19 protein-coding genes are annotated in these 19,996 nt (G+C 69.3%); 9 read left to right on the forward strand and 10 right to left on the reverse strand.

Features of this window, described 5'->3' with window-relative positions; genetic code table 11:
• Positions 1–6 precede the first annotated feature (6 nt).
• The 7 genes from ACFYRH_RS32980 to ACFYRH_RS33010 all read left to right on the forward strand — a co-directional run bounded on the left by ACFYRH_RS32980 (position 7) and on the right by ACFYRH_RS33010 (position 7,757).
• Positions 7–1,590: a discoidin domain-containing protein gene (locus ACFYRH_RS32980; RefSeq protein WP_387783478.1), complete on the forward strand. Its 1,584-nt coding sequence runs from the start codon at positions 7–9 to the stop codon at positions 1,588–1,590.
• Positions 1,590–2,816, forward strand: a complete 1,227-nt coding sequence (locus tag ACFYRH_RS32985; RefSeq protein WP_387783480.1) for an MFS transporter — start codon at positions 1,590–1,592, stop codon at positions 2,814–2,816. The genes ACFYRH_RS32980 and ACFYRH_RS32985 overlap by 1 nt, the downstream gene beginning before the upstream one ends.
• Entirely contained in the window at positions 2,813–3,778 is a 966-nt protein-coding gene (locus ACFYRH_RS32990; RefSeq protein WP_387783482.1) for a hypothetical protein, read from the forward strand. Before ACFYRH_RS32985 ends, ACFYRH_RS32990 begins: the two co-directional genes overlap by 4 nt.
• A 405-nt stretch (positions 3,779–4,183) precedes the next feature.
• The gene (locus ACFYRH_RS32995; protein ID WP_387783484.1) at positions 4,184–5,404 is read left to right on the forward strand and encodes an MFS transporter; all 1,221 of its coding nucleotides are present in this window, start codon (positions 4,184–4,186) and stop codon (positions 5,402–5,404) included.
• Positions 5,361–6,038 carry a class I SAM-dependent methyltransferase gene (locus ACFYRH_RS33000; protein WP_387783486.1) on the forward strand — a complete coding sequence of 226 codons (678 nt, stop codon included), beginning with the start codon at positions 5,361–5,363 and terminating at the stop codon, positions 6,036–6,038. Before ACFYRH_RS32995 ends, ACFYRH_RS33000 begins: the two co-directional genes overlap by 44 nt.
• Before the next feature lie 19 nt (positions 6,039–6,057).
• Positions 6,058–6,537 (forward strand): MarR family winged helix-turn-helix transcriptional regulator, encoded by a 480-nt coding sequence (locus ACFYRH_RS33005; RefSeq protein WP_387783488.1) that lies wholly within the window; start codon positions 6,058–6,060, stop codon positions 6,535–6,537.
• Positions 6,534–7,757, forward strand: coding sequence for an MFS transporter (locus ACFYRH_RS33010; RefSeq protein WP_387783490.1), 1,224 nt, complete (start codon positions 6,534–6,536; stop codon positions 7,755–7,757). The genes ACFYRH_RS33005 and ACFYRH_RS33010 overlap by 4 nt, the downstream gene beginning before the upstream one ends.
• Here ACFYRH_RS33010 and ACFYRH_RS33015 read toward each other — a convergent pair.
• From ACFYRH_RS33015 to ACFYRH_RS33025, 3 genes are read right to left on the reverse strand one after another with little or no spacing between them, the layout of a single operon-like run.
• The gene (locus ACFYRH_RS33015) at positions 7,741–8,691 is read right to left on the reverse strand and encodes a formylglycine-generating enzyme family protein (RefSeq protein ID WP_387783492.1); all 951 of its coding nucleotides are present in this window, start codon (positions 8,689–8,691) and stop codon (positions 7,741–7,743) included. The two genes, ACFYRH_RS33010 and ACFYRH_RS33015, sit on opposite strands and share 17 nt — an antisense overlap.
• Positions 8,692–8,722: 31 nt before the next feature.
• Positions 8,723–9,592 carry an LLM class flavin-dependent oxidoreductase gene (locus tag ACFYRH_RS33020; protein ID WP_387783968.1) on the reverse strand — a complete coding sequence of 290 codons (870 nt, stop codon included), beginning with the start codon at positions 9,590–9,592 and terminating at the stop codon, positions 8,723–8,725.
• A gap of 2 nt (positions 9,593–9,594) precedes the next feature.
• On the reverse strand, positions 9,595–10,035 hold the full coding sequence (locus ACFYRH_RS33025) for a GNAT family N-acetyltransferase (RefSeq protein WP_387783494.1): 441 nt from the start codon (positions 10,033–10,035) through the stop codon (positions 9,595–9,597).
• 72 nt (positions 10,036–10,107) lie between these two features.
• Between ACFYRH_RS33025 and ACFYRH_RS33030 the strand changes: the two genes are divergently transcribed.
• Entirely contained in the window at positions 10,108–10,746 is a 639-nt protein-coding gene (locus tag ACFYRH_RS33030; RefSeq protein ID WP_387783496.1) for a hypothetical protein, read from the forward strand.
• 18 nt (positions 10,747–10,764) lie between these two features.
• Here ACFYRH_RS33030 and ACFYRH_RS33035 read toward each other — a convergent pair whose 3' ends face one another.
• From ACFYRH_RS33035 to ACFYRH_RS33065, 7 genes are read right to left on the reverse strand one after another with little or no spacing between them, the layout of a single operon-like run.
• Positions 10,765–12,345 carry a DUF222 domain-containing protein gene (locus ACFYRH_RS33035; RefSeq protein ID WP_387783498.1) on the reverse strand — a complete coding sequence of 527 codons (1,581 nt, stop codon included), beginning with the start codon at positions 12,343–12,345 and terminating at the stop codon, positions 10,765–10,767.
• Positions 12,346–12,372: 27 nt separating this feature from the next.
• Positions 12,373–13,083 carry a 2OG-Fe(II) oxygenase gene (locus ACFYRH_RS33040; protein WP_387783500.1) on the reverse strand — a complete coding sequence of 237 codons (711 nt, stop codon included), beginning with the start codon at positions 13,081–13,083 and terminating at the stop codon, positions 12,373–12,375.
• Between the two features lie 36 nt (positions 13,084–13,119).
• Positions 13,120–14,691 (reverse strand): hypothetical protein, encoded by a 1,572-nt coding sequence (locus ACFYRH_RS33045; RefSeq protein WP_387783502.1) that lies wholly within the window; start codon positions 14,689–14,691, stop codon positions 13,120–13,122.
• Positions 14,688–15,512 carry a Gfo/Idh/MocA family protein gene (locus ACFYRH_RS33050; RefSeq protein ID WP_387783504.1) on the reverse strand — a complete coding sequence of 275 codons (825 nt, stop codon included), beginning with the start codon at positions 15,510–15,512 and terminating at the stop codon, positions 14,688–14,690. The genes ACFYRH_RS33045 and ACFYRH_RS33050 overlap by 4 nt, the downstream gene beginning before the upstream one ends.
• Positions 15,513–15,515: 3 nt before the next feature.
• Positions 15,516–16,529, reverse strand: coding sequence for a Gfo/Idh/MocA family protein (locus ACFYRH_RS33055; RefSeq protein ID WP_387783506.1), 1,014 nt, complete (start codon positions 16,527–16,529; stop codon positions 15,516–15,518).
• A 10-nt stretch (positions 16,530–16,539) separates the two neighbouring features.
• The gene (locus ACFYRH_RS33060; protein ID WP_387783508.1) at positions 16,540–17,508 is read right to left on the reverse strand and encodes a Gfo/Idh/MocA family protein; all 969 of its coding nucleotides are present in this window, start codon (positions 17,506–17,508) and stop codon (positions 16,540–16,542) included.
• Positions 17,509–17,540: 32 nt separating this feature from the next.
• Positions 17,541–18,551: a LacI family DNA-binding transcriptional regulator gene (locus tag ACFYRH_RS33065; protein ID WP_387783510.1), complete on the reverse strand. Its 1,011-nt coding sequence runs from the start codon at positions 18,549–18,551 to the stop codon at positions 17,541–17,543.
• 130 nt (positions 18,552–18,681) lie between these two features.
• Here ACFYRH_RS33065 and ACFYRH_RS33070 point away from each other — a divergent pair, with 130 nt between their 5' ends.
• Positions 18,682–19,995: a bifunctional o-acetylhomoserine/o-acetylserine sulfhydrylase gene (locus ACFYRH_RS33070; protein WP_387783512.1), complete on the forward strand. Its 1,314-nt coding sequence runs from the start codon at positions 18,682–18,684 to the stop codon at positions 19,993–19,995.
• Position 19,996 lies beyond the last annotated feature (1 nt).

A 19,996-nucleotide genomic window follows, 5' to 3' on the forward strand; every position in this document is an offset into this window, starting at 1 on the left:
TATCCCATGAAACTGCGCCTGCTCGCGCTGGTGCTCCCCGTCGGTTTGCTGGCCGCGCTCGGTGGTTCGGCCGCCGACGCCCGGACCACCGCCGACGCCCTGCTGTCGCAGGGCAGACCGGTCGTTGCTTCCAGCATCGAAGGCGATTCCCTGGCCGCCACGAAAGCGGTCGACGGCGACCCGTCGACCCGCTGGGCCAGCGCCGAAGGAACCGATCCACAGTGGATCCGGGTCGACCTCGGCCAGGCGGCCACCGTCGGCCGGGTCACGCTGACCTGGGAAGCCGCGTACGCGAAGGCGTACCGGATCGAGGTCTCCGACGACGGCACGAACTTCAGCACCGTCAAGGAGGTTGCGAACGGCAACGGAGCGACCGACGACCTGACCGGCCTGCAAGGGCACGGCCGGTACCTGCGACTGGTCGGCACCCAGCGCGCGACGTCGTACGGCTATTCGCTCTTCGAGATCGAGGTGTACGGCACGACCGACTCGACCGGTGACACCCAGGCCCCGACCGTCCCGACCGGCCTGAAGAGCACCGGCACCACGGCGACATCCGTCGCGCTCGGCTGGTCCGCCGCAACCGACAACGTCGGAGTGAGCGGGTACGACGTCCTTCGCGACGGGAAGGTCGTCGCATCCACGCCGAACACGCAGTACAACGACACTGGGCTGACCGCGAACACGGCGTACCGCTACACAATTCGTGCGCGCGACCTGGCCGGAAACGTGTCCGGTGAGACCGCGGCGCTGACCGTGACGACCGGCGCCGGCGGGACCGGTGGGTTCGTCCTCGCGGCGGCCGGCGACATCGCGGACCGCTGCACCGCGTCCGACTCGAGCTGTGTGCATCCGAAGACCGCCAAGCTGGTCGAGGCGATGAACCCGGCCGCGGTGATCACGATGGGCGACAACCAGTACGACGACGCGCACTACGCGGACTTCCAGAACTACTACGCGAAGACGTGGGGGAAGTTCAAGAGCATCACGCACCCGATTCCCGGCAACCACGAGACGTACGACGACACGCCGTACGAGGGGTACCACAAGTACTTCGGCTCGATCGCGACGCCGGCCGGGAAGAACTACTACAGCTGGGAGATGGGGAACTGGCACTTCATCGCGCTGGACTCCAACGACTTCGTGAAGGAGGACCTGCGCGAGCCGGCGCAACTGACCTGGCTGAAGCAGGACCTGGCGAAGAACACCAAGGGCTGTATCGCGGCGTACTACCATCACCCGCGGTTCTCGTCGGGGGATCACGGTGACAACCCGGACGCCGATCCGCTGTGGCAGACGCTGGTGTCGGCCAAGACCGATCTGATCCTGAATGGTCACGACCACCACTACGAACGGTTCCTGCCCCAGAACGCGGACGGTGAGCGCGACCCGAACGGCCCGACGCAAATCATCGGCGGCATGGGCGGCGCGCCGCTCTACCCGGTGCACGCCGCGCATCCGGCGACCGCCAAGATCATCTCGGACTTCGGGGTGCTGAAGCTGTCGCTGACCGACACGACGTTCGCCAGTCAGCTGATCGGTCTGGACGGCAAGGTCCTGGACAGCAGCCCGACGTACACCTGCCACTGATGTACCTCGCATCCGTCGGCCCGCTGCGGACTCCGCTGCGGCGGGTCCCGGGGAATGTGGTTGCCCTCGGCCTCGTGAGTCTGGTGACCGACGTGTCGGCCGAGATGGTGACCGCGATCCTGCCGCTGTACCTGGTCTTCGGCCTCGGGCTGAACCCCTTGCAGTTCGGCCTCCTCGACGGCCTGTACGCCGGAGCGACCGCCGTACTGCGGCTGGTCGGCGGACACGTGGCCGACCGCTGGCGACGGCTGAAGACCGTCGCCGGCATCGGCTACGCGCTCTCGGCGGTCTCGAAGCTCGGCTTCCTGGCCGCCGGGTCCGCGGTGCCGGCGATCGGCGCGGTCCTGGCCGTCGACCGGGCCGGGAAAGGCATCCGGACGGCACCGCGGGACGCGCTGATCTCCTTGAGCAGTGCGCCGGAGACGCTGGGACGCTCGTTCGGCGTGCATCGCGCGCTCGACACGGTCGGCGCGTTCCTCGGTCCGCTGGTGGCGACGGCCGTGCTGTGGGCCAGCCTCGGCGACTACGACTCGGTCTTCGTCACCAGCTTCTCCCTAGCCGTCTGCGCCGTCCTCCTTCTCACCACCTTCGTCCGCGACCACGCCGCACCCCAACTCCCGTCAGCGCCTCCATCCGCCCGCCTCGCGCCGTCCCGGTTGCCGGTTCTCGGCCTGCTCCGGGACTCCGCCTTTCGCCGGTCCTGCCTCTGGGCGGCCGCTCTTGGGCTGTTCGCCATCACCGACTCGTTCGTCTATCTCGCCGTTCAACGCCGGTGGGACATCGGGACCAGCCTCTTTCCTCTGCTCCCACTGGGCACCGCCGGCACCTTCCTCCTGCTCGCCATCCCGCTCGGCCGCCTAGGCGACCGCATCGGACGCTGGAAGGTCTTTCTCGGCGGCCACCTCGCCCTCGTCCTCGCCCTGCTCGCCGTCTGCGGACCCGTCGGCACCTGGTGGCTCGTCCTCGTCCTCCACGGCACCTTCTACGCGGCCACCGACGGTGTGCTCCCTGCCGCAGTCGGCCCGCTCCTCCCCGAACACCTCCGCGCGAGCGGTCTCGCCGTACTCCAAACCGGCCAAGCGCTCGCCCGCATGGCCGCGGCCGTCACCGTCGGCCTGCTTTGGACGCTCTGGGACCTCCGTCCGGCGATCCTCGCGATCACCGTTGCACTGCTCGCGGTCACCATCGCCGCCGCCATCCTCAAACCCCTGGAGGTACGCCGATGACCCGCCGGCTCCTCGCCACCGCGATCGGCCTTCTCGCGCTCGTCGGCGGTGCGATCACGTACGTCGTCCAGGCCCGCGACGGCGGTGCCACCGAGAACGCCGTACCAGTCGTCACCGGTCAACCCATGGCGCTCGACGGCAAGACCCTGTTCTTCCGCAACCTCGCCCCGGGCCCCGAGGCCGGCAAACTGGCCGCCGTACCCATCGGCGATCCAGCCGCGGCCCGGCGAGTCGGCGACCTGCACTGCGACCGCTTCGCCGCAGCCCACGGCACAGCGATCTGCCTGCGCCTCAAGCCCGGGTCCCTACCCCCGCTGACCGAACTGATCGTCCTCGACGCGAACCTCCACGAACGCCACCGCGACACCCTCCCCGGAACCCCGAGCCGGGCCCGCGTCTCACCCGACGGCCGCTTCGTGAACTGGACCCTCTTCGTCACCGGCGACTCGTACGCCGCCACCGGCTTCTCCACCCGCACCGGTCTCTACGAAGTCGACACCGGCCGACTGGTGAAAACCGTCGAGGAACTGGCCGTCTTCGTCGGCGGCAAACGATACTTCGCCTCGGACGTGAACTACTGGGGCATCACCTTCGGTGCCGACGGCGACCGTTTCTACGTCACGATGGCGAGCAAGGGGAAGACGTACCTGATCGAGGCCGGCTTCCGCGCCTACCGCGGCACCGCGATCGCCGAGAACGTCGAATGCCCCTCGGTCTCCCCGGACGGTCGCCGAATCGCCTACAAGCAGAAGGTTGCCAACGGCACCTGGCGCCTGGCCGTACTCGATCTCACCACGCGCCGGATCACCCACCCACCCGAACCCAACTCCGTCGACGACCAGCCGGTCTGGGCAGGAAACACCACTCTCCTCTACCCACGCGACAACAACATCTGGTCAGTAGGCCTCACCACACCCCCCAAACTTCTCATCGCCCAAGCCGCCACCCCCTCCCTCTCCTGACGGCACCCTCTCGCTGCAGCTCGACAGGTAGTGCACCCGCTGTACGCCGTACACGCGAGTCCGCCCAGGCTCCCTGCACTACCCCGCCAGATGACACCTCCTGTCGAACTGCAGACCCACGACAACCGCCCGCACCAACGCCCGGCCGACGCACCCGTCCCGCGCGTAGGACGAGAGGCGGGGTCCGGGCAGGGGATCTGGGGTCCGGGCAGGGGAGTGGGGTCTGGGCAGGGGACTGGGGCCCGTGGAGGGGGATTGGTTGCCGCGGACAGGTAATACCTGGTCCTCACCCCCCGCAACATGTGCAAGCTCCCGATGCCCGGCTCTGGTGTCCGCGAGCGCGACTGCGGTTGCGGCTTTAATCACTGCCATCGTTTGTCAGGGTTTGCTGGCAGCGTTGCCGTCGTGACCTCGAGACCCCGTCTGCTGCTGCCCGCAGCGTTCATCACGTCCCTCGGCAACAACATCCAGCTCCTCGGCGCCGCGCTGCTGCTCGTCCGCGCGCAGGGCTCGATGCTCGACGTCGGGTGGCTGTTCATCGCCGTCGCCGTACCGCAGGCTCTCCTCTCCCCGTACTTCGGCCGGCTCGCGGACCGCTTCGACCGGCGCCGGCTGTGGGTGGTCTGCGACCTGGTGAGCGCGACAGCCGCGCTCGCCTTGCCGGTCGGGCTCGCGCTGGGCGTGGGTCAGCAGCCGCTCGTGTATGCGACCAACTTCGCGCTGGCGGTCATCGCCGCGCAGTTCACGCCGGCCAGTGCGGCGCTGATCCGTGAGCGCGTCGCCTCCGGGCAACTCCGGCGCTTCAACGCGCACTACGAGATCGCTCTGCAGTCCGGCATGCTGCTGTCCGCGTCGGTCGGCGGCCTGGCCCTCCAGTACTTCGGTCCGCGGCCGCTCTTCACCTTCAACGCGCTGACGTTCTTGGTGTCCGCCGTGCTCGTCTACTTGGTCGGGACCGGTCGTCCGTCTCCGGAGCCGGTTGCCGGCCAGGCGGCGGTACCGCGTCGAGTGGGCATCGTCCCGCTGGGCGGGCTCGTCGTCTTGTTCGGGCAGGGGCTTGTCGTCGTGACGGTCTTCAATGCGTTGCTGCCGGTTCTGCTGATCGGGGAGTGGCATCGCGGCCCGGCGGCTCTCGGTGTGGTCGACGCGTTGGGTGGCGTGGGCTTCCTGCTCGCCGCGGCGACCTATCGGCGGTCGGCCGCGCGGCTCGGTGATCTGAAGTTGGCCGTCGGCGGCTTCTTGTTCTGCAGCGCATTGTTCGCGCTGCAGCCGCTGTTCGGCGTACCTGCGTTGATGTCTCTTGTTCTGGTCGGTGCGTTCCTCTTCGGGCAGGCGCGGATCGCGACGCGGTCCTTGCTGATGACGTCGGTGGAGGAATCCCGGGTCGGGCACGCCTTCGGGATGGCGAACGGGTATGGCCTTGCCGCGACCGTCGTCGTCATGCTGATGGCCTCGGTCGTCACCGGGCGCTTCGACACCCGGTACGGCTTCGCGGTCGTCGCCCTGATCAGCGTGCTGACGGCAGGCGCGGCGGCGCTCCGCATCCGAGCAACCATTTCGGCCCGTGCCGCATCCAACCACCATGAGGCGCGACCAATCGTTCGATCACCTGGCGGAGCGGTATGACCGCCTCGGCGAGCTGACCACCGACGCGGTCGCCGACTGGCTGCCGACCGTCCTCCCGTCCCGCCGGCGCCGCGCCATCGACCTCGGCTGCGGCGCCGGCCGGCACGCCGTGGTACTGGCCGAGTACTTCGATCAGGTGGACGCGATCGACCTCTCCGGGCCGATGATCCGGCTCGCCCGGCGCAAGCGTCCGCGAGCGAACGTGACGTATCTCGAGTCCGGCATCCTCGACGTGTCCGGTCAGTACGACTTCGTCACCAGTTCCGCGACCCTGCATCACGTGGCCGACCTTCCCGCCGTACTGCGGCACATCCGTTCGCTCGTCGCTGTCGGCGGCTGCGCGGCCCTCGCCGACACGGTGTCGCCGCGCCCCGCGAATCCACGCTGGTGGCTGTACGGCGGTGAGGTGCGCAAGCTCGCCCGCAACCTGATCCACCGGAACGCCGCGGATGCCTGGGAGATCTTCCGGCTCGGGACCGGCGACTGGCTCGACCACCGGGTCAGCGACCGCTACCTGAGCCGGCCCGCCTTCGAGCAGGTGTACGGCGCCGTCTTCCCGGGCGCGTGGTTCGTTCGGGTGGGTGGACAGCACGCGGTGGTCTGGCGGCGGGCTGAATCGACAGTGCTTATATAAGTACTGTTATGATTTTGGGATGGACGATCCCACCGCGCAGAGTCAGTGGCGGCCGCTGCATGAGTTGCTGGCCAGGATGGACAACGAGATCGGGCGGATCTACACCGACCGGGAGATCAAGGGACTGAAGCCGAGCTACGTCCGCGAGCTGATCCAGCTGCACCTGAAAGGCCCGCTGACGATCACCGAGCTGGCGGACACCGTCGGCCGGACGCACTCGGCGCTGAGCCAGAAGGTGTCCGCGATGCGCACCGCCGGCCTGGTCCGGACCGTGCCGGGAGCGGACGCGCGGAGCAAGAAGGTCACGCTCACGGCCAAGTCGAAGAAGCTTGTCGAGCTGCTGACCGCGGAGTGGCAGGCGACCGAGGCGGCGATCGCCGAGCTGGAGGCCGAGTTGCCGTACCCGATGACCCAGGTCGTCCGCGACATCGAGGCGGCGTTGAGCCGGAAGAGCTTCCACGACCGCATCACCGACAAGCTCGCGGACGTGGCGGAGTGAAGCGCGCCTTCATCGACCTCGGACCGCTCCGCGTTCTGACGTACCGCCGGTTGTGGATCGGTCAGGTGCTGTCCGGGATCGGTGGGCAGTTGACGTTCGTCGCGGTGATGTTCCAGGTGTGGGACCAGACGTCGAGCCCGGCGTGGACCGGTGCGGTCGGGCTGGCGCAGGCATTGCCGCTGATCGTCCTCGGCCTCTTCGCGGGCACGCTCGCCGACCGGCTCGAGCGGCGCCGGATCTACCTGGTCACCACCATCGGGCAATGGCTCGTCGCGACGGTGATGGCGAGTCAGTTGCTGTTCGGCCCCGTCCCGGTTGGGGTGCTGCTGGCGCTGATCGCCGTCCAGGCGGCGTTCGGGGCGACGGCCGGGCCGGTGGCGCGGACCGTGCTGCCGCAGTTGCTGTCGCGCGATCAACTCGCCGCCGGGATCGCGTTGAACCGGATCGGGTTCCAGGGCGCGATGCTGCTCGGGCCGGCGCTGGGTGGTCTGATCATCGGTGCCTGGGGCGTCGGTGTCTGCTACCTCATCGACGCACTCAGTTTCCTGGCGGCGCTGTACGGCGTACTCGGGCTGCCGCGGATGCGGATCGGGACGACCGCCAAGCCGGGGCTGCGTGGCGTGTGGGACGGGTTGACGTTCGTGGCGTCGACGCCGGTGATCCGGGGTGCGCTGATCACCGACCTCGCCGCGACCGTGCTGTCGATGCCGATCAGCCTGTTCCCGGTCGTCAACGCCGAGCGGTTCGGCAACAACCCGCGGACCCTCGGGCTGTTCCTGACCGCGATCGCCGTGGGTGGCGTGGCTGCGTCGTTGTTCTCCGGATCGTTCACCCGGCTGCCGCGGCACGGCGTGGTGATGCTCTGCGGCTCGGCGGGGTGGGGGATCGCGTTGCTGCTGTTCGCGTTCTCGCCGGTGCCTTGGCTGGCGCTGGCCTGTCTCGCCGTCGCCGGTGCGGCGGACACGGTCGCTGTCGTCTCGCGGAGCACGATCGTTCAGCTGCACACGCCGACCGAGCTGCTCGGCCGCGTCAGCGCCGCCGAGCAGATCGTCGGTCAGGCCGGCCCTGACCTCGGCAACCTGCGTGGCGGTGTGGTCGCGCAGCTCACCTCACCGGTCGCGTCCCTCGCCTCCGGTGCGTTGCTGTGCGCCGCGGCGGTGGCGGCGGTCGCCGTCAGCACGCCGGGACTGCGGCAGCCCGCCGTCACTCAGGACGCGTGAGACCGACCGTACGGAAGCCGGCGTTGCCCATCGAGGACTCGGGGGTGTTCGACGAGCGGGCCGCGTTGCGGTAGCGGTTGCAGTACGAGTCGTGGCACAGGTACGACCCGCCGCGCATCACCCGCGCGGCGCCGAGCGACGGGCCGGCCGGGTTCTCGGCGGGGGAGAACTTGTAGTAGCGCGGACCGAACCAGTCCTCGCACCACTCCCAGACGTTGCCGACCGTCTGCCACAACCCGAAGCCGTTCGGGCGGAAGGTGTGCACCGGGGCGGTGGTGAGGAAGCCGTCCTCCTCGGTGTTCGCCCGCGGGAACTCGCCCTGCCAGATGTTGCACCGCCACTCGCCGTCGTCGCCGATCAGCTCGTCGCCCCACGGGTACCGCTTACCCTCGAGACCACCGCGGGACGCGTACTCCCATTCCGCTTCGGTCGGCAGCCGACGGCCGGCCCACTTGCAGTACGCCGTGGCGTCGTTCCAGCTGACATGGACGACGGGATGCTCGTCGAGCCCGTCGAGATCGGACCGGGAGCCACCCGGGTGCCGCCAGTCGGCGCCGCGGACGCCGGCCCACCACGGCGTACCGGAGGCCGGGCCCATCACCTCGTCCGGCTCGGCGGCGAGGGCGAGATGGAACACCGCGGAGTACCCGAAGATCTCGGCCTCGGTGCGGTAGCCGGTCGCGTCGGTGAAGCGCGCGAAGTCGGCGTTCGTCACGCTGGTCGCGTCGATGCTGAACGGCGCGAGCTCGACCTGGTGGACCGGGGTCTCGCCGTCACCGGCATTCTCGTCGCCGTTGGGGTTACCCATCGCGAACACGCCGCCACTGAGCTCGACCTGTTCGATCCGGTGCTCGCCGCGCTCGGCCGGGGCCGGCGGAGGCGCGGACGCCTCGCCGCGGGACGGCGCGCAGCAGGAGGGAAGGTCGTCACTCATGCGTGCAAGCTTAAATCGGTGGTCCGAGCGGTCAGCCGAGGGTCGGCGGGCCTTGCTCGATCCGGCGCAGTACCGGGTCCAGGCGGTAGAAGTCGGTGCCGCCGAGCAGCTGCCGCTCGTCCCACCAGGTGGCGCCCGCCGCGGCGAGCGGCTCGACCAGCGCCCGCGCGCCGGCCGCGTCTCCCGGGCTGATCCCGCCAACGATCACGTCGTACGGCGTACTCCGGTCCGTGCGCTGCTCGTCGAGGAAGCCGATCAGCTCCCGCAGCTCCTCGACCGCAGGTGCCTGACCGTGGTTCGCGCTGGTGAACAGCGGTACGGCGCCGTCCCAGCGCGCGGCGCGGCGCATCGGCGCCTTGCGCGGCCAGTAGCCCGCGATCCAGACCGGCGGGCGGGGCTGCTGAACCGTTGCCGGCAGCAATTCCACGTCGACGGCGCGGTAGTGCTTGCCGTCGTGATTCACCCGAGCGCCGGACCAGTACTCCGCCATCAGATCGAGGCCCTCGTCCAGTTTCTCGGCGAGCACCTTCGGATCCGTCTCGTCCCCGAAGCTGCCGAACTCGTCATCGATCGGGCCGCCGAGACCGGCGCCGAAGATCACCCGGCCGCCGCTCAGCGCGTCCAGGGTCGCGACCTGCCGCGCGAGCTGCTCGGGCCGGCGCCGCGCGACCGGAGTCACCAGCGGACCGAGCTTGATCCGGGACGTCGCGAGCGCGGCCGCCGTCATCAGCATCCACGGATCGCCGAACGCCTGCCCGCGGCGCCGCTCCTTGCTGTGCACCACGTGGTCCCAGACGAACAGGCCGTCCCACCCGGCCTCCTCGGCGGCTGTCGCCACCCGGGCGACCGTGTGGGCGTCGGCGAAGTCGCCGAAGTTCGGGATGTTGACACTGAAGCGCATGGTCACTCGCCCAACCGTAGTTCGACAAAGGGAATCGTGTCGCCCGGCAGCAGGTAGGTCTCCACCTCGGCGAAGCCGTGCGACTTCGCGAAGCGCAGGCCGTCCGTGTTGCTGCTGAGGATATGGGTCTCGATGCCGGCGGCGAGCTCACGTCCGCGCCGCAGGCAGTGTGCGTAGATCGCGGCGCCGAATCCCCGGCGCCGGTACTCCGGCAGTACCCGCGCGATCACCACGGCGGCCGCGGTGTCCTCGTCCGGCGGCCGGACTGTCGAGCATCCGACCAGGACGTCGCCGTCGTACGCCACCTCGAGCACGTTCCGGGTCCGGCGCTCCCGGATGTCGTCGAGGGACAGCGGGGCCGTCGGGATGATCTCGTTGTGCACCCGCTGCCAGTCCTGCAGCGTGACGTCGTCCGCGACCGGGACGATCCGAAGCCCACTCATCCCGCCAGCCAACAGCCCGGGGCCTCGGCTGGTCAAACCCATTCCGGCCGGTCCAGTAGTACCGTCCAACTCGTGCGGATTCTCTTCGTGGGCAACAGCTTCACCTCGCGGAACAACCTGCCGGGGCTGATCAAGGGCCTGGCCGGTGCGCGTGGGATCTCGATCGAGCACAAGCTGATCTCGGCGGGTGGTGCGTCGCTGCGGCAGCATCTCAACGCCGGTAAGGCGCTGCACGAGATCGCGAGCGGCGGCTTCGACACCGTCGTACTGCAGGAGCAGAGCACGCTGCCGATCAAGAGCCCGGCCCGCTTCCGGGAGAGCGCGCGCGACTTCGGCGAGGCGATCACCGCGGCCGGCGCCCGTACGGCGTTCTACCTGACGTGGGCGCGGCGCAACGCACCGGAGACCCAGCGGGCCCTCACCGACGCGTACGGCGCGGCCGCAGCGGAGCTCGGCGCGACGCTCATCCCGGTCGGGATGGTCTGGGAGCACTTCCTGAAGCATCACGACGCACCAGCCCTGCACGACGAGGACAGCAGCCACCCGGCCCTCGCGGGTAGTTATCTCGCGGCGTGCGTGTTCCTCATCGCGTTGCTCGACGAAGACCCGGTCGGAGTCGACACACCGGTGAAGGGTCTGGAGCAGGACACGGCAGCCCTTCTTCAAGAGGCAGCGTGGGACATCTGCTCAGACCTGAGCGCAGCCGAATGACCTCCCCGACCTGGCGGTTCAGGCCGGGGCAGTAACGCTCGCATCAGACGGCGGATCAGAATCGCCGGGCGGATCGGAGTCAGGCGGATCGGAGTCAGGCGGAGGCGTGCGATAGCGCCGACCGTTAGGACTGGTCCAGGTCGTTGTTCCGTCGGCATCGGAAGCGACTGCCCATCCGCCCTCGTGCTTCAGTCGATGGTGATGTCGGCAAAGACAGTGAAGATTATCGGTGTTGCTCCGGCCACCGGCCGCGAAGGCGACCCGATGGTCGATGTCCGCGAACTCAGCAGGCTGGTTGCACCCAGGGAACTGACAGGTGCGATCGCGCAACCGAACGAAGCGATCAGTCGCCGCGTTCGGCGTGTACCTCTCTGGGGTCCCAGCCGGCGGTTCGTCAATGAGCCGAAGAGCAAGCCGCGATCGACTCGGACTCCCGGCGTCACCGAGGAGGCTCCGCGTCAGAACCCGCGTGAGGTGCTTACGCAACGACTCCTGAGGGATCGGACCATGGTGCTCGGCCACACCACCGGTGTCGCTCGCACCGTTGACCAACGCCCGGATCTCAGCGCCGGTTGCATGGATCACAACCGCTGCCTCGGCACCCACAGACGCCTCACCGACGTCCTCCGGAGCACCACCAGCCTTGTTCCGAGGCAGAAGCCGACTCAACGCGATGTCAGCCCGCAGTTGATCCATAGTCCGCGGATCACCATTCCGGCGACACCGGTTCGCAGCACGCGTCAGGCTGTTCATCACCGCGGCCGCATCCAAAGCATCCTGAGTATGGATCAGCTCCGCAGTACCGTCGCTGGTCGGGAAGATCCGCACCGACCGTTCGTCCATCGCCCGCGCGTGAGCCTTGCTCCGCGCGGTCGAGGACCGCCGCGCGGCCTCACGCTGAGCCTCCTGCTTGATCCTCTGCAGCGGGTGCTCGCTGGCCCACTCCAACACCGCGGCCTCGGCCGCCGCCATCTCAGCCGGGTCATCGAGAACCGACAGTTCCCGCACGATCGTGAACGCCGCCCGCTCGGTCAGCTCCCCTTCCGCCAACGCTCGCAACGTCGCAGGAAAGTTGTGCACCAACTCACACGATGTATGAATCCGCGCGGTCGCGGCACCCTTGTGCAGCTGCCAGGCCAGCGCAAGCTCATCAGCAGTCGACCGCAGATCCCCAGCCACCCATCGACGCTCACCCGGCTCCGCGTCCCGATCCCCAGGCTCGGGGTGGCGATGTCCAAGGTCAGCGGACACGCCACGCAGGGAGGCCTCGTACCCCGCCACAGCGGACGCCTTCAGGGCGGCCAGCCGCGCCTCCGTCCGGCCGATCATCTCCACCCGATCCAGCCACCCGGAGTCGTTCAGCTCCGACGTGTCCTGAAACGCGATCGCCTCGAACAACCCGACACCACGATCAGGATCATCCGGTACGTCGTCACGCGCCAACAACCCGAACCGCGCCGCCACCCGCGCCTCGTCGCGCAACCGATCCCGCAGCGCCGAGAACTCAGCGCCACCAGGCACGACCGACAACGACGCTCGCCCGGCCGACGGCCGCGAGCCCGCCGACTCAACCGGACACTCACTCATGCCCTCGATCATACGTTCGAATAAACGCGAACCCAAATCTCACTGAGCATCATGAAAAACCAGCCCCAGCGTGTGCCGCCTCCCCGACCGAACCACCGAAACCCCGTGCCGCACGGGCGAAGCCGACCACCCCCGCGCCGACCGCACCGGCCGATCGCGAGTCGTGAAGACCAACCCGTGCCCCTGCGGAATCAGCGTTGACGTGCCCCGGGACTGGGCGCGTGGGCGTTGCTCGACCAGCAGGAACTCGCCGCCGGTGTGGTCCACGCCAGGCGAGTTCAGGTTGATCACGACCTGGAGCGGGAACACCTTGTCGCCGTACAGATCCCGGTGCAGCGCGTTCCAGTCGCCCTCGCCGTATCGCAGCAGGATCGGCGTCGGCCGGTTCTGCCCGGCCCGGTGGCAGATTTCGAGCCACTCGTCGAGCGTGTCCGGCCACTCCGCCTCGCGACCGAGCTTGGCATACCAGTCGCGCGCGATCGGCAGCAACCGCGGGTACAGCGCCTGCCGCAACGCGTCCACGGCCTCCGGGAACGGCCGATCGAAGTACCGGTACTGCCCCTCGCCGAACCGGTGCCGACACATGTCGATCGTCGCCCGGAACCGTCGTACGTCGTCGTACAGCCCGGCGATCCCCGCGGCCTCGGCAGGCGTCAGCAACTGTGGGAGCAGCGCACACCCGAGGTCGTTCGCCGAGGCCGCAACACTGTCCCAATCGGCTTTGGCTACTCGTCGCTCGTACTTGTCCATACCTGTGGAACGGCCGGCACCACAGGTATGTGAGGGCTACTCCGGGTAGTACACGCCGCCCGCACCCCACGCGGACGGCAGCACGAGCAAGCTGCCGTAGTGATGCATCGCGATCCCGGCGAAGGACGGCTGGCCCGCCTCCGCGGCGTACACCTTGTCCAACTCGGACTCCATGTACGTGCGTCCCTCCTCGTAGAAGGTCACCGACTCCGGATCGCCGGTCCCGGACAGGTCTTTCGACTCCACTCCGATCACGACCGACAGCGGCTTCCCGTAGGCGATCTCGTGCGAGGCGCGGGAGATGATCCCGGGCGCGGTGTCCGTGTAGTCCATCAGCGCGACGTAGTCGGTGAGGTCCTGCACGTGGTCGCTCAGCGGAGCGGTCTTCCCGTGCCACGTGATCGCCGTACAACAGTCCGAGCTGTCGAACCAGAACGGGATCGCCGGCCCCACGAGCGACTGCTGGCCGGACGCGTCCCGCAACTGCATGAATTCGGCGAGCGAGTCGAGCCACTGCGTGGGCAGCGTCGTCCCCGGCTCCTTCCACTGCGGCAGGAGGTACGGCTCGATGTCCACGTTCACCCCGTCGAAGCGTGCATCCGCCCCGACCGCGAGGTTGTAGTCGAGTACCTTGGTGAACTCCGCGACCGCCCGATCCTGGTACTGCGGCAACGCACCCAGGTACGGCGGCACGGTGCCGCCCGAGATCACCGCCTGTACGTGATAGCCACGCCCACGCGCCCACCGGACGAACGCCGCCACCTGACTCCGCGAGTCACGCAGCATGTCCTTCCCGCCGTACGCCGCGACGCCCACGTACACGGTCCGCACCGGATCGGATCCGAAGGTCGACGTGTCGTCCATGACCCGGCCGAGCTTGTCGCGAGCTGCCTGGTCGAACACCGCCGGGTACGAGTTCTGCTCCCACAACCACATCGCGCGATCCTGGTTGTACAGCTGCTGCGTCGGCTTCACGGCTCCGCCCACCGACATGTAAGTGCTGGCCGACGTCCCGACCCGCCCGGCCATGTCGACCGCGCGCGCCTCCACACCGGCGAACCCCTTGCCCGCGTCGAGCCGCACCCGATAGCGATCACCCGGCCCAGGCACGTGGACGGCGGTCCGCCACGCCCCACCGTTGATCCGCGCCTCGACCCGCCGCAGCGGGCGGGCGGCTCCACTGACCTGGACCGTCGCCTCGAAAGCTCCGCCGACCGTGGCGCCCATCGCCGGCGAAACGACCGCGACCACCGGCTTCGCCGCGCCCGGGTTGTGCACCGGCACCGAGATGAACTGTGACCACTGGTTGTACAGCGTCTGCAGATTCTTGCCGTAGGCCGCCAGCCCGACCGTCCCGTCCGCGTCGCTCACGTCGACAGTCGCGCTCCACGTCCCGGTAGCGGCGTCCATCGTCACCGGCACGGTCCGCTGCGCGTCCACCACCAACTGGATGTCCGACACCTGGCTGTAGTGCCCATGGACGGTCAACGCCCGGGCGCCGTCGACCGGCGAGTCGATCGTGACCGTCGGCGTACCGCTGTCGGCGACAGCAGGCGTCACACAGCCAACGGCAAGCAGCAGCGCGAGCGGCAGGACGAGACGCTTCACACCTGCTCCAGCACCGTGATCGGAGCCAGCATCGTCGCGTCGTCAAGCGGTGGGCGCCCGCTCTCCAGCATCTCCAGAAACACCTTCAGACCAGGTACGACGTAGTCCGCCCCGAGCGTCAGGTCGCGGCTCGCCAGCCCCGTCCGTCCGACGACCTCGGCGTGGAACGGGACCCGCCCGTCGTCCGTAGGCTTCACCAACTGCAACGTGACCAGTACGCCGTTGCTCCGGTACCGCACGACCACCGTCGACCCGACCCGCTCGACCTCGACCGGGCCTGGTTCGCCGGGCGCCAGTCGTTGCGCGAGGTCGGCCGCATGAATGCCGTAGAAGAAGATCCCGCTGTACTCGCTGTCCGGATCCGCCGGCCCGGTCACCGTCACGGTCTGGATCTCGCCGACGTCGGCCGAGGCCACCGCGTCGGCGTCCGCGACCCACCGCACCGCCGAGTACGACGTCACCGCGGTGCCGCTGCGCTGTGCCGCTTCGAGAATCGCGCGCGCATCCGCCGTACCGGCGGCCAGGGGTTTGTCGACCCAGACCGGGATCCCGGCGTCGAGGAACGGTACGGCGTGCTCGCGGTGCTGGGCGCCGTCGCGGTTGGTGACGATCAGGGCGTCGACACTGCCGATCAGTTCGGCCGACGTCGGCACGAGTTGGGTGATGCCACCGGTGGCGGCGAGCTTGCGGTTGCGTTCGTCGTCGGCGCCGACCAGCGCCACGATGCGTGCGGTGTCGGCGACCGGGTCGACGTTCAGGTGCTCGATGATGTGGTCGGCGTGGCTGTTCTCGGTGCCGACCAGGGCGACGCGCAGCGGCATGGGTCAGTCCTCTTCCAGTTCGACAGGACGCCCTTCCCGGGCGGATTCGTAGACGGCGAGCACGGTGGCGAGCGACCGGCGGCCGGCTTCCAGCGTCACCGCGGGCTCGCGGCCGTCGCGGACGGCGGCGACGAAGTCGCGGTACTGCGCGAGGTGCGCGAGCTCGGTCGGTCCCCAGCCGTCCGGCCCGTCCACCACGGGTGCGTCAGGTCGGGCGCCTTCTGCGGACGCGAAGTACGCGAGTTGGTCGTCGTCGAGGACCGCCGTTCCCTGGTCGCCGTGGACCGTCAATCGCACCGGCCGGCCCGGGTAGGCCGCCGTACTCGCGAGCATCAGCCCGATCGCGCCGCTCTCGAAGCGGATCGAGGCGCCGGCGAGGTCCTCGACCTCGATGCCTTCGTGCGCGAGCCGGCCGGTCTGCGCACTCACCTGGACCGGGCGGCCCAGCATCCACACGAGGAGGTCGAGCGCGTGAATGCCTTGGTTCATCAGTGCGCCGCCGCCGTCGACCGCGAGCGTGCCGCGCCAGTCGTCGCCGTCGTAGTACGACTGCGGGCGGAAGAACGCCGACTCGGCGATCCCGGAGGTGACCCGGCCGAGGGCGCCGTTGTCGATCGCGGTCCGGATCTGGGTGACCGGTGGCTGGAAGCGGCGCTGGCTGATCACCGCGACTGTCCGGCCCGTCTCGCGCTGAGCCGCGATCAGACGGTCCGCGGCGGCGAGTGTGATGTCGACCGGCTTCTCGACGATCACCTGTTTCCCGGCGTGCAGAGCTTCGATCGCGTTGTCCGCGTGCAGCGCGCTGGGCAGGCAGATCGCGACCGCGTCGATCTCCTCCGCGGCGTACGCCTCGGCCGCGGTGGCGTACGCGTGCCCGCCGTACTCCGAGACGATCTTGCCGGCGCGATCCGGGCTCTGGTCCACGACGGCGACCAGAGTGGCATCGTCGCCGAGAGTGTCGATGAGGCGAGCGTGCACGGCGCCGATCACGCCGGCACCGATCAGGGCGAAACGCATAGGACCTCTCTCAGGTTGTCGTCCAGGCAAGGGGTACGCCGCCGCTCTCGGCGGACTGCTGCGCGAGCAGCGCGATCCGCGTGGCCAGCAGGCCGCCAGCGGTGGTGATGTCCGGTTCGTTGCCCGCGGCAAGCGCCTGCAGTGGCAGCTCCGCGGGGCGGAATCCATCCGGCAGCGGTACGTCGTGCGGCGCCAGCTCGCCTGTGGTCAGGACGAGCCGCCCGCGGGCCCACAGCAGGTCGGCCGTGCCCTTGGTGCCGATGAGTTTCATCCGGTAATCACCGTGCACCGGCGACCCCGCCGGGTTCATCCAGTCCACCGCGGCCGAGATGACCGTCCTGGCGCCGGTCAGACTCGCGACGCCGTACGAGTTGTCCGCGATCGCGCCGCTCACCCGGCCGCTCGTCAGTCCGGTGAAGAGCAGCGCGGCGTCGATGTCGTGGACGGCCAGGTCGTTCAGCAGGCCGCCGTACCGCGCGCGGTCGAAGAACCAGTCGGGCCGAGTCGGGCGGTTGAGCTTGTGCGGGCCGGAGGACGTCACGCCGTGGATCGTCCCGAGCAGGCCCGAGCGCACGATCTCCAGCGCGGCGAGCGTGACGGGGTAGTACCGCTTCTCGAGCAGCAGCGTGACGTGCCGGCCGGTACGCCGGGCGGCGTTGGCGATCGCGTCGAGGTCCTCCAGCGACGTACACAGCGGCTTGTCGGCGATCACGTGGCAGCCCGCCTCCAAGGCGTCGACGACGACCCGGCCGCGGTCGCCGTAGATCCCGGCCACCATCACGACGTCAGGCGCGACCTCGCGCAACATCTCCTGGTGATCGGTGAACACCTGGGCCTCGTACGGCGTCGCCGAGCGCTCGGCGGTCGCCCGGTCCGGGTCCGCCACCCCGACGAGCTGGTACTCCGCGACCGCATCGACCTCGGCGGTCGCGTAGGCCACGTGCGGATGGGCGGCGCCGGCGATGGCGATGCGAGTCATGGATTTGATTCCAGCATGCAACCGGTTGCACGTCAACGCTCTGGGCGTGCCTGGGCGGTGGTCGCGCGGGTCACCAGATGGGTGCCGATCGTCACGCGCTCGGCGTCCGGTTCGCTGGTCTCCAGGAGCTGGACGAGAAGTTTCGCGGCCGCCGTACCCGCGGTCGCGGCGCCGGCCGAGACGCTGGTCAGGGCTGGTGTCGTCAGCGCGGCGAGCGTGTCGTCGCAGCCGACCAGGCTGAAGTCCGACGGCACCGAGATCCCACGCAGCTCGAGCCCGGCCAGGACACCCTGCGACACCACGTCGTCGAACGCGATCGCCGCGGTCGCGCCGGACCGGACGACCGCCGACACCGAGTCCCGCCCGGCCGCGTAACTCGGCCGGCCGACCTCGATGACCTCGACCGTCAGGCCGGCCTTCTCGGACGTCTGGGTCAAGGTGGCCCGCCGCTGCTGGTCCGACCACGAGTCCCGCGGGCCGGCCAGGTACGCCAGCCGCTCATGACCGAGTTTCTTCAACAGCAGCACGGCCTCGGTCATCCCGCCCGACGAGTCGATCAGCACGCGGGGAATGCCTTCCAGGTCCCGGTTCACCAGGACGACCGGACGGGTCGCGGCGAGCTCGCGGATCAGCTCGCCGGACAGTCGCGGGGATGCGAGCACGAAGCCCTCGACCTGCGGCGCCAGTCGCGCGATCAACGTGGCCTCGCGGTCGGCGGACTCGTCGGAGTCCCCGAGGAAGACGGCGAGGTCAGCGGTCTCCGCGGCAAGTTGCAGGCTCCGGACCAGTGGCGGGAAGAACGGGTTCGCGATATCCGGGACGACGACCGCGATGTTCCCGAACCGTCCCGTCGACAGCGCGCGGGCGGCCTGGTTGCCGACGTACCCGAGCCGGGCCGCGACCGCGCGGACGTGGTCGACGGTCTCCGGACTGAGCAGCTGCGGGCGGGTGAACGCGCGCGACACCGTCGACCGGGACACCTGGGCGGCGGCCGCGATGTCGCCGATGGTGACCCCCGGCGGCCGGCCCGAACGTGACGACATGCGACCACCATAAGGCCTGCCTGCAACCGGTTGCAGACTTCGGCTTGTCCAGGTCGTGAGATTTAGAAAAGTAAGTCGATCGAATTAGTACCTTTTGACGACGGACCGTCACCCCCGAGAGAAGGACGAGATGACCGAACCCAGCTGGTCGTTCGAGACCAGGCAGATCCACGCCGGCCAGACCTCCGACCTGACCACCAAGGCCAGGGCACTGCCGATCTACCAGACCACGTCGTACACCTTCGACAGCACCGACCACGCCGCGAGCCTGTTCGGCCTGCAGGAGTTCGGCAACATCTACACCCGGATCCAGAACCCGACCCAGGACGCGGTCGAGCAGCGGATCGCCAGTCTCGAGGGCGGGACGGCCGCGCTGCTGCTCGCGTCCGGGCAGTCCGCCGAGACGCTCGCGCTGCTGAACCTCGCCGAGGCCGGTGACCACATCGTCAGCAGCCCGAGCCTGTACGGCGGGACGTACAACCTGTTCCACTACACGTTCCCGAAGCTCGGCATCGAGGTCTCGTTCGTCGAGGACCCGAACGACCTGGAGTCCTGGCGTGCCGCGGTCCGGCCGAACACCAAGGCGTTCTTCGCCGAGACGATCGCGAACCCGAAGAGCGAGATCCTCGACATCGCCGGCGTCGCGGACGTCGCGCACGCCGCGGGCGTGCCGCTGATCGTCGACAACACCGTCGCCACGCCGTACCTGATCCGGCCGATCGAGCACGGCGCGGACGTCGTCGTGCACTCGGCGACGAAGTACCTCGGCGGCCACGGTACGGCGATCGCGGGCGTGATCGTGGACTCGGGCAGGTTCGACTACGCGGCCGACCCCGAGCGGTTCCCGGGCTTCAACAACCCGGACCCGAGCTATCACGGGCTCACCTACGCGCGGGATCTCGGCGTCGGCTCGGACCTGGGCAACCTGGCGTACATCCTGAAGGCGCGCGTGCAGTGGCTGCGGGACCTCGGACCGGCGGCGTCGCCGTTCAACGCGTTCCTGATCGCACAGGGCCTGGAGACGCTGTCGCTGCGGATCGAGCGGCACGTCGACAACGCGCTGAAGGTCGCGCAGTGGCTGGAGCAGCGCGACGAGGTGGACTCCGTCGCGTACGCGAGCCTGCCGTCGTCGCCGTGGCACGAGCTCGCGCAGAAGTACGCGCCGCGGGGTGCGGGGGCGGTGGTCGCGTTCGAGATCAAGGGGGGTGTCGACGCGGGCAAGCGGTTCGTCGACGCGCTCCGGTTGCACAGTCACGTCGCGAACATCGGCGACGTACGGTCGCTGGTCATCCACCCGGCCTCGACGACGCACAGTCAGCTGTCGGCGGCGGATCAGCTCGCGTCCGGCGTGACGCCCGGGCTCGTCCGGCTGGCGGTCGGCATCGAGCACATCGACGACATCCTGGCCGATCTCGAGGTCGGGTTCGCGGCGGCCAAGGCCTGAT

The sequence above is a fragment of the Kribbella sp. NPDC004875 genome, assembly GCF_042873375.1.
Lineage (GTDB): Bacteria > Actinomycetota > Actinomycetes > Propionibacteriales > Kribbellaceae > Kribbella.